Raw genomic sequence first — 8,889 nt, 5'->3', positions numbered from 1 at the left:
CGCTCCCGCACCAAAAAGACATTGGCCAGGCCGGAAAATACCAGGCCAAGGAAATCCAGGGTCTGCACCGATGCCAACGACAGCCCCAGCGACCGGCCCACACCATACACGGCGAAGATATAAATCAGCCAGGCGAAGGCAACGACCAGCGAGGAAAATACCAGGGTATGTATGTCCCAGCGATCCGGTTTTGGCGAGGGGCGCACGTTGTCCTCCGCCAGGGACATGGTCACGAAATCATTGGCGAAGAGCAGCAGAAGAACCAGCAGTGGGGTAACCACAAAGCTGCGGAACAGCAGGAAGCCCAGGCTCAGGAACAGGGCGACCTGAAAAACTTTGACAATTTTATTGAGGGTATAGGTGAGCATGCGCTGATAGACGCGCCGGCCGGTGACCACCGCATCAAACACCCCCTGCAGACCGGGCGTGGTGAGCACGAGGCTGGCCGCCGCCTTGGCAACATCGGTGGCGCTTTCCACGGCGACGCCCATCTCTGCCTGTTTGAGGGCGGGGGCGTCGTTGACCCCGTCGCCCGTCATTCCGACGATCCGGCCTTTTTTCTGCAAACCTTGTACCAGATGAAACTTGTCAGCGGGGAAAACCCCGGCATACACGCCACAGTCCTCCGCCAGGGCCTTGCCGTCACAAACGCTGCCCATGATACCCAGCGCTGTGGCAACATTTTTTGCGGTCTGCGGACTGTCACCGGTGACCATGCGCACCTGCACGCCCAGTTCCTGCAATTGTTGAACGACTTGGGCCGCATCCGGGCGGATCGGATCAGCGAGCGCAAGCAGACCGAAAAATCGTGGTTGGCCATCCGGGCCCGCTGCCACGGCGAGCACCCTTGCGCCACCGGCGGCGAGATCCGTTGTCGCCTGTTCCCAGTCCGTATTGCCGCAGAGTTTGGCGATGATCTGGGGTGAGCCTTTGAGTGCGCGCCAGGATGCGCCGTCCTGCATGAAAACCCCCTCCGAACGCTTGGTAGCGGGATCAAAAGGCACGAACTGCTGACGATCAGGGAGGTGGGGGGTCTGGGCTAGCGACGCCTGGAGAACGGCGAGATCAATGGGATCCTGAGTGGCGCTGTCGCTGGCGATGGCCGCCATCTTCAGAAGCTCCGCCTCTTCCACGCCGGGCCAACCCTTTGCCTGACTGAGGCTGAGACGGTTCTGCGTGAGAGTGCCGGTTTTGTCACTACAGAGGTCGCTCATGGCAGCGGCTTCTTCCACGGCGGCCAGGCGGGTAACCAGCACACCCCGATGCACCAGATGCAGGGAGGAGATGGCCGTAGCCAGGGTGAAAGTGGCGGGCAGCGCCACTGGTACCGAAGCAACCAGCAGGATGAGCGCAAAAGGCAATATTTCCGCAAGAGGGACGTGACTGGCGGCTGCGTAAATCAGGATCGCGGCGACGAGAATGACGTCCATCATTACCAGATAGCGGACGATGGAAAGCACCAGTTCTTCCAGGTGACTTTTGGCACCGGCGCCGCGCACCAGTTCAGCGGTCTTGCCAAAATAACTTTTGGCCCCCGTGGCCGTAACTTCCCCCGAAGCTTCGCCGCGACGGACGACCGAGGCGGAATAGAGGGTGTCGCCCGCCGCCCGCTCCACGGGCATGGATTCCCCCGTCAGGGCGGATTGGTCCACCAATATGCCGCCATCGCTGAGACACAGATCGGCGGGAACCATATCCCCAACCCGTACATGAACCAGATCGCCTGGCACAAGGTCGGCGGCCGGGATACTTTGCCATCGTCCATCGCGACAGGCGCGGGCCTGAATCCGCAATCTCTCTTTCAGCAGTTCCAGCGCGCTCTGCGCCTTGCGTTCCTGGCTGAAACCGAGCACTCCATTAAAAATGAGGAGCAAAGTGATGATGATCGCTTCTGGCCACCTACCCAATATGGTTTCCAGAATCAGGGTGCCTTCCAGCATCCAAGGTACCGGTGCCCAGAACTTGTGGAGAAAGAGAAGCCAGTTTTTGGGTTTTTCTTCGGTGACTGCATTGGGGCCATATTGGGCAAGCCGTTGCCGCGCTTCATCACTACCCAGTCCGCTACAGGTGTTTTCCGGCATATTCCGTTATCCTGATATCTTTTACGTTTTTCCAAGTATAGAACCCCGAGACCTGCGAAGGTTCCCCCACAGGCCATGCTGGTAGTAAACTGCGCAGATCGCGTTGTATGGGGAGCATGGCGTCATGTTAAACCTTCTGGGAAAAATGGTGATTGAGGCAGGGATGCCGGCTGCCCTGGCGTCTGTCGCCCGGGGGGCAATCCGGCTGACCAGCCGCCCGCCCCGGGAAGAGGGTCGGCGATGATTCTGTTAACCCTCCTGAAGGGCAAACTGCATCGGGTGCGGGTCACGGCTGTCGAACTGGAATACGAGGGTTCCTGTGCGATCGACAGCGACCTGTTGGCTGCGGCGGGCATTCATCCTTATGAGCAGATACACATTTACGATGTGAATAACGGTGACCGATTCAGTACCTACGCGATCAGCGCGTCAGCGGGGTCGGGCATCATTTCGGTCAATGGTGCGGCGGCGCGCAGAGTGTCCCTGGGAGATGTGCTGATCATCGCCGCCTACGCGCAGGCCACCGCAGATGCCGTGGCCGGTTTCCGGCCGCAACTGGTATATGTAGACGAGCACAATCGCATCATACCGCGCAATCAGCACATTGACTCCGCCCCTGCCTGAACGACACCCCCCTTGCTGAAAGGGGTCCCCCGTACTGCGCGACTGCTGATGGGTGCACGAGCTGCGCGCAGCGTGGGGCAGGGTGCGCTGGTCGTCGACTTTGCACTCTATCTGCATGCCCTGCATTGGTCGGCATTGACTATCGGCCTCCTGTACTCGGCCAGCCTGCTGGTCGGCGCTGTGGCGACACTGCTGGTGGGCCCCCTGAGCGATCAATATGGTGCCAAAGGCTTTCTGCTGGGCTACGAGGCAGTTCAACTCATCGCGGCGTCCATTGCGCTGAGTACCGCCCAGCCCGTCTGGCTCACTCTGGCAGCCGTATTGGGCGGGTTCGGTCGCGGCGCCAACGGCGGGGCAGGGCCCTTCGCACCAGCGGAGCAATCCTGGATGTCCCGGAGTGTAACCCGCGGGCAATGGGGGCAGGTGTTCCATTTGAATACCAGCATCGGGCTTCTGGGGATGGCCGCCGGCGCTACGCTGGCAACCTTACCCGGCATATTAGCGGGCGTATTGCCGGGTACCGAGGCCTACAGACTGCTCTTCCTGGTTGTCTTGCTGGGTTCGCTTATCTGTCTGCTGTTCTTGGGTGCGGCAAAAGAATCGACAGTCGATACGGCATCCGCAGTGCAAAGTGAGCAGATACAGACTGCCCCCCCGGAGGTGCGCAAGCCCATCTGGCGGGTGTTGCTGACTTTTGGCACTATCAATGCGCTGAATGGCCTGGGAATTGGCATGGTGGGACCGTTGATGGCGTACTGGTTTCACCTGCGCTTTGGGGTAGGGCCCGCGGCGATTGGCGGCGCGATGGCCCTCGCCTTCGTCAGTGCCGCTGTCATGTCGCTGATCGGTCTGCGCCTCATTCGGCGCTTTGGCCTGGTCGGAACGGTTTTGCGTATGCGTCTGCTCGGGCTGGCGCTGCTGCTGGCTCTGCCGTTTGCACCGTTTTTCTGGGTGGCGATGCTGCTCTTCATCGCCCGTGCGGCTTTGAATCAGGGGAGCATAGGCTCACGGCAGGCCCTCTTTCTGGGGCTGGTGGGCAAAAGCCAACGTGGTCTGGCCGCGACGGTGAACAGCCTGTCTGTACAGGCACCGCGCTCTATCGGCCCGACCATTACCGCCATGTTCTTTCAGGCAGAGATGCTGGTAACACCTTTTTTGGTTGCGGGGGCGCTGCAAGGCGCTTATCTATACTTTTTCCAGCGGTTTTTTAGCCGGGCGGAGGACCACGACCAAACCGCGTAGCCGGTGGCGCTGTCCGTCGCCGGACATGGTCAGGCGCCACCGGCGGCTACCATCGTATCGGGCCGTTTACGGCCGCACCGGGCCAGACCCAAGCGGTGACAGGCATAAATTTGGGCTTCCGATTGCCAGATAAGGCGCATGGCGACTATGCTCTGGGCATGGACCATACCAACCCCAATTCCTTTCGTTTCGCGCCGCTACGGCGGGCAGCCTATCGCCTGAGTGTGACCCAGCCTAGCCAGTTGCCCGCCGATGATGGCGCCGAAGTGGCCATTGCCGGCCGTTCCAATGTCGGTAAGTCATCCACCCTCAATATGCTGACCGAGCGCCGCGCACTGGCGCGGGTCAGCCGCACCCCGGGCCGTACCCAGGCCATCAATATTTTCGATCTCGATCCGGGGCAACGCCTCGTGGACCTGCCCGGCTACGGGTACGCCAAGGTCCCCGAGGCACTGCGGCGCTCCTGGGGGCCACTGCTGGAACAATATCTACGGCGGCGCGGCAGCTTGCGCGGATTGATCCTGGTCATGGATATCCGCCACCCCTATACTGCCCATGATGCCGACCTCATTGCCTTCGCGGAGGGCTGCAATAGACCGGTGCATGTCTTGCTCAACAAAGCAGACAAACTCAGCCGCGGTGCGGCGATTCAGGAAATGGCCCGCTTGCGGCGGATTCCGGAATTGCAGGGGGTCGATATGCAGCTATTTTCCGCCCAGTCAGGGTTGGGTATCGATGAGTTGCATGAACGTATAGCAAGATGGTTCACACCGGATTCAGAAAAAGAAACCCCAGCCGAAGCCGGGGCTAATAGCGAGTTCTCAAAGGGAGGGGAGAACTCATGATCCGGTCAGGGAGGGTAGACCGGACCCAGACAACCAACGGGTCATCTACAGCGTTGGAGTGACGCGTGCCAAAAAAGTTCAGTGAACAACATCCCTGGCATGTTTTGCGGCCAGACCGGCGTGCCCGCTGGCGCGCGCGCAGGCAGCACTGGACGAACGTCCTCCACCTGGAGGACTGGTATCCGCATTTTCCCATCGCGGCGGCGGTAGGTTTTCTCGGGCTCTTCAATATCCTCCCGGCGCTGGAGCATCTGCTGGGCCTGAGCTACGTCGACAGTCTGGCGGATGTCTCGCACAGCTTTGTGCTGGATGCCTTTCGCGGCGTTCCCCAGGGTGCTGCGGGCGTGGTGTTGCTGATCATGTCCCTGGGCCTGGTCTTCCGCTCCCGTTTCGCCTGGGCTATCGTCCTGACCATGGCGACGGCCATCCTCGCCTTTGGCATTTACCGCCATCCTCAGCAGATTTCCGTGCTGCTCTGTTATAATGCCGCGCTGGTCTTTTTCCTCTGGATATTTCGCGGCCGTTTTAACCGCAGCAGTCTGGCCACCGGCACGCTGTTTGCGTTGGTCGGCGCCATCATGGTCATGAGCTACGGCGTCTTTGGCGCATATATTCTGGGGAACGGGTTCAGACCGCAGATTCATAGCCTGTCTACGGCACTGTATTTTTCGGTGGTCACCATGGCTACCGTGGGCTACGGCGATATCCTGCCGGTCAGCAACGAAGCGCGACTTTTTGTGGTATCTTTAATCGTGCTGGGGATAACGGTGTTTGCCACGTCGCTTTCGGCCATTATCGTTCCGGCAGTGAACAACCGCCTGCAATCCGCCCTGCAAGGAGAAAAGCGCCACATGATCCGCAAAGGCCATTATATTATTGCGGGCGACACCCCGCTGGCGCGCAACAGCTATCGCGAACTCAAGAGTCGCAATCTACCCGTGGTAATGGTTATGGGGCATCAGCCTGATGACTCCATCTATCAGCCGGAAGATCTCATTATCGGCGACTCCAGCGACACGGATGTGCTGCGCAGTGCCGGGGCCGACCAGGCGGCGGCCGTACTTGCCCTACGCGCCGACGACTCCGAAAACGCCTTTGTGGTGTTGGCGGTCAAAGAAATGGAGGGCTCCGCCAAAACCGTAGCTGCCGTCAACGATAGCAAAAATCTGGGACGCGTCCGCCGGGTGCAGCCGGACATGATCATCGCCCCGCAGGTGCTGGGCGGGGAACTGTTGGCCATGGCCCTCAATGGCGAACAACTGGACAGCGATGCAGTGATGAAGATGTTCCGCTTCAGCAGCGGAACGGAGACTGCCGGGAAAGCCTGAGTTCAGCCGTGCGCTTCATCCCAGTGCTTGCCGATACCCAACCCCACGAGGAGCGGCACCGCCAGTTCCGCTACACCCTCCATACGCGCCTTTAGTGCCGACTTCGCAGCCTCCAGGCCGGCCTCCGGCACCTCCAGAATCAGTTCGTCGTGTACCTGGAGAATCATCCGACCACGCTCGGGCTGTTCCTGCAACCAGGTATCCACCGCAATCATCGCCATCTTGATGAGATCCGCCGCGGTGCCCTGCATCGGTGCGTTAATGGCCGCACGCTCGGCATAATTACGCCGGGCCGGGTTGCTGGAGCGAATTTCCGGTACATACAGGCGACGGCCAAAGAGCGTCTCTACATAGCCCTGCTTTTTCGCCAGGGCACGGGTCTGCTCCATATATTCGAGAACACCCAGATAGCGCTCAAAGTAACGGTCCATGTACTGTCGCGCGGCCGTCTGATCAATGCCCAACTGTTGCGCGAGGCCATAGGGCGTCTGCCCGTAAATCAGACCGAAGTTGATAGCCTTGGCGGCACGACGTGCGGCACTGTCCACATCTTCCGGGGCCAGATCAAAGACCTCGGCGGCGGTGACCGCATGAATGTCCTCGCCCTCCGCAAAGGCTTGCAACAGGCGAGCATCCCCGGAGAGATGGGCCAGGATACGCAGTTCGATCTGTGAGTAATCGGCGCTCAGCAGCCAGTGCCCCTCCTCGGCGACAAAAGCCTGGCGGATACGCCGACCCTGTTCGGTACGCACCGGGATATTTTGCAGATTCGGATCGTTGGAGGAAAGGCGTCCGGTGGCCGCGACCGCCTGCTGAAAATGGGTATGGACCCGGCCGGTGTCGGGATTGATCATCTGCGGCAGCGCATCCGCATAGGTGTTTTTGAGCTTGGCCATGCCACGATAATCAAGAATCAGGCGTGGCAGATCGGCATGAACAGCGAGCTGGGCGAGCACGTCTTCATTGGTCGACGGCTGACCGCCGGGGGTTTTCTTGAGTACCGGCAACCGCATCTTGTCGAAGAGGATTTCCTGAATCTGCTTCGGGGAGTTGAGGTTGAAGGATTGCCCCGCCAGAACAAAGGCCTTCTGTTCACAGTCCGCCATGTCTTTACTCAGTTCCGTGCTCAGCACTTCGAGCTGGGCACGATCGATTTTGACGCCCGCTTCTTCCATACGCGCCAGCACCAGCACCAGCGGCATTTCTATTTCCATCAACACGCGCCGCAAGCCCGGCTCGCTGGCGAACCGCGGCCAGAGCTGCGCGTCCACACGCAGACAGACATCGGCATCCTCTGCCGCGTAGGGCAACGCCTCCGCTACCGGCACATCGGCAAAACTACGCGCTGACTTGCCTTTGCCGACCACCTCTTCGTAGCGGATGTTCTGATGTTGCAAGTAGCGCTCGGCGAGGGTGTCTAGATCGTGACCATTGTGACTGCTGTTTAAGACGTAGCTCTCCAGCAACGTGTCGCGGGTCAGGCCGGCGGGGTGGATGCCATGTCGCCAGAAAACCCGCCAATCGTATTTAGCGTTCTGGGCCAGCTTGGCGGCCTGTGGGTCTTCCAGCCACGGGCGCATGGCGGTGAGGACTGCCTGTCGATCCAGTTGCGGACCAGCGTCGCGGTGGCCAACGGGAACGTAGACAGCCTGATAGTCGCCACCGGCCTGCCAGGCGCAGGAAATCCCCACCAGATCGGCATGCAGTGGATCGAGGCTCGTGGTTTCCGTGTCCAAAGCGACCACATCGGCCGCTTTCAGGGCAAGCAGCAGCGCATCCAGCGCTTCCGCACTGGTGATGGCCTGGTAGGCGGCGCGATCTATGTCACTGCTCCGCGTTTCCGGCGCTTTCCCCGCATCGTCCGCCGGCAAGTCCCTGAGCCAGGCCTGAAAACCCAGGCGCTGCGCCAACGCCCGCAGGGCGACCACGTCTGCCGCCTGGCGGGCGTAAGTCGCGACAGGCAGCGTCAGACCACAGCGAATGGTCGCCAGATCGCGGCTCAACGGCAGATAATGTGCGGAGGCACGCAGCGCCTCACCCACCTTGCCGCCGATGTCGCCGGCGTGGGCCAGCACGCCGTCCAGATCGCCATATTGCGTCAACCACCGGGCGGCCGTTTTCGGTCCGACGCCGGGCACGCCGGGGATGTTGTCCACCTTGTCGCCGATCAACGCCAGCAGGTCGGCAATACGCTCCGGCGGTACACCAAAGCGCTCCTCAACCCCGGCCACATCCGTTTCGATACCTTTCATGGTGTCGACAAGCCGCACCCGCGAATTCACCAATTGAGCCATATCCTTGTCGCCGGTGACGATAAGCACCTGCTGGTTGGGCGCCGCCTCCCGGGCCAGGGTGCCGATCACGTCATCCGCCTCCACGTCGGGCTCGATCACGAGCGGCAGGCCAGTGGCCCTGATCCAGTCGTGCAGCAGCGGAACCTGGACTCGTAGCTCCTCCGGCATGGCGGGCCGGTGTGCCTTATACTCAGGATAAAGTCTGTCCCGGAACGTCTCGCCGGGGGCGTCGAATATGACGATGATTTCGTCACTCGGATACTCTTTCAGCAAGCGGCGGAGCATGTTGGCGACGCCGTAAATAGCCCCGGTCGGAAGATTGTCCGGGGCGCGCAAGTCAGGCAGCGCGTGAAAGGCACGATAGAGGAAGCTGGAGGCATCGACGAGGATACGGGGATCTTGGGGCATGGTCTGGGACTTCTCCGCGGATTTCCGTCATAATACGGAAAACTACCACCATTGACACTGGAACGAC

At 60.6% G+C, this 8,889-nt stretch carries 6 protein-coding genes (1 of these 6 running past the window's edge); 4 read left to right on the top strand and 2 right to left on the bottom strand.

Annotated elements, in window-relative coordinates:
* Positions 1–2,081, bottom strand: the 5' portion of a protein-coding gene (locus AFERRID_RS08085) for a plasma-membrane proton-efflux P-type ATPase (RefSeq protein ID WP_126604835.1). The gene continues 211 nt to the left of window position 1, outside the view; 2,081 of the gene's 2,292 nt are visible here — the first part of the coding sequence; its start codon is at positions 2,079–2,081; its stop codon lies off the left edge, out of view.
* Between the two features lie 240 nt (positions 2,082–2,321).
* Between AFERRID_RS08085 and panD the strand changes: the two genes are divergently transcribed.
* The 4 genes from panD (at position 2,322) to kch (ending at position 6,120) form a co-directional block, all read left to right on the top strand.
* A complete protein-coding gene (gene panD, locus AFERRID_RS08080; RefSeq protein WP_113527659.1) occupies positions 2,322–2,705 on the top strand; it encodes an aspartate 1-decarboxylase in 384 nt (127 codons plus the stop codon).
* A gap of 48 nt (positions 2,706–2,753) precedes the next feature.
* Complete coding sequence (locus AFERRID_RS08075) at positions 2,754–3,947, top strand: MFS transporter (RefSeq protein WP_113527658.1); 1,194 nt, start codon at positions 2,754–2,756, stop codon at positions 3,945–3,947.
* A 158-nt stretch (positions 3,948–4,105) separates the two neighbouring features.
* A complete protein-coding gene (yihA, locus tag AFERRID_RS08070; protein ID WP_113527657.1) occupies positions 4,106–4,792 on the top strand; it encodes a ribosome biogenesis GTP-binding protein YihA/YsxC in 687 nt (228 codons plus the stop codon).
* A gap of 65 nt (positions 4,793–4,857) precedes the next feature.
* Positions 4,858–6,120 carry a voltage-gated potassium channel protein gene (gene kch / locus AFERRID_RS08065; RefSeq protein WP_113527656.1) on the top strand — a complete coding sequence of 421 codons (1,263 nt, stop codon included), beginning with the start codon at positions 4,858–4,860 and terminating at the stop codon, positions 6,118–6,120.
* Between the two features lie 2 nt (positions 6,121–6,122).
* Here the strand turns inward: kch and polA are convergent, their stop codons facing one another.
* Complete coding sequence (polA, locus tag AFERRID_RS08060) at positions 6,123–8,822, bottom strand: DNA polymerase I (RefSeq protein WP_126604834.1); 2,700 nt, start codon at positions 8,820–8,822, stop codon at positions 6,123–6,125.
* Positions 8,823–8,889: the final 67 nt, after the last annotated feature.

The organism is Acidithiobacillus ferridurans (genome assembly GCF_003966655.1).
GTDB classification, from domain to species: domain Bacteria; phylum Pseudomonadota; class Gammaproteobacteria; order Acidithiobacillales; family Acidithiobacillaceae; genus Acidithiobacillus; species Acidithiobacillus ferridurans.
This window is presented reverse-complemented; position numbering and strand designations above follow the sequence as displayed.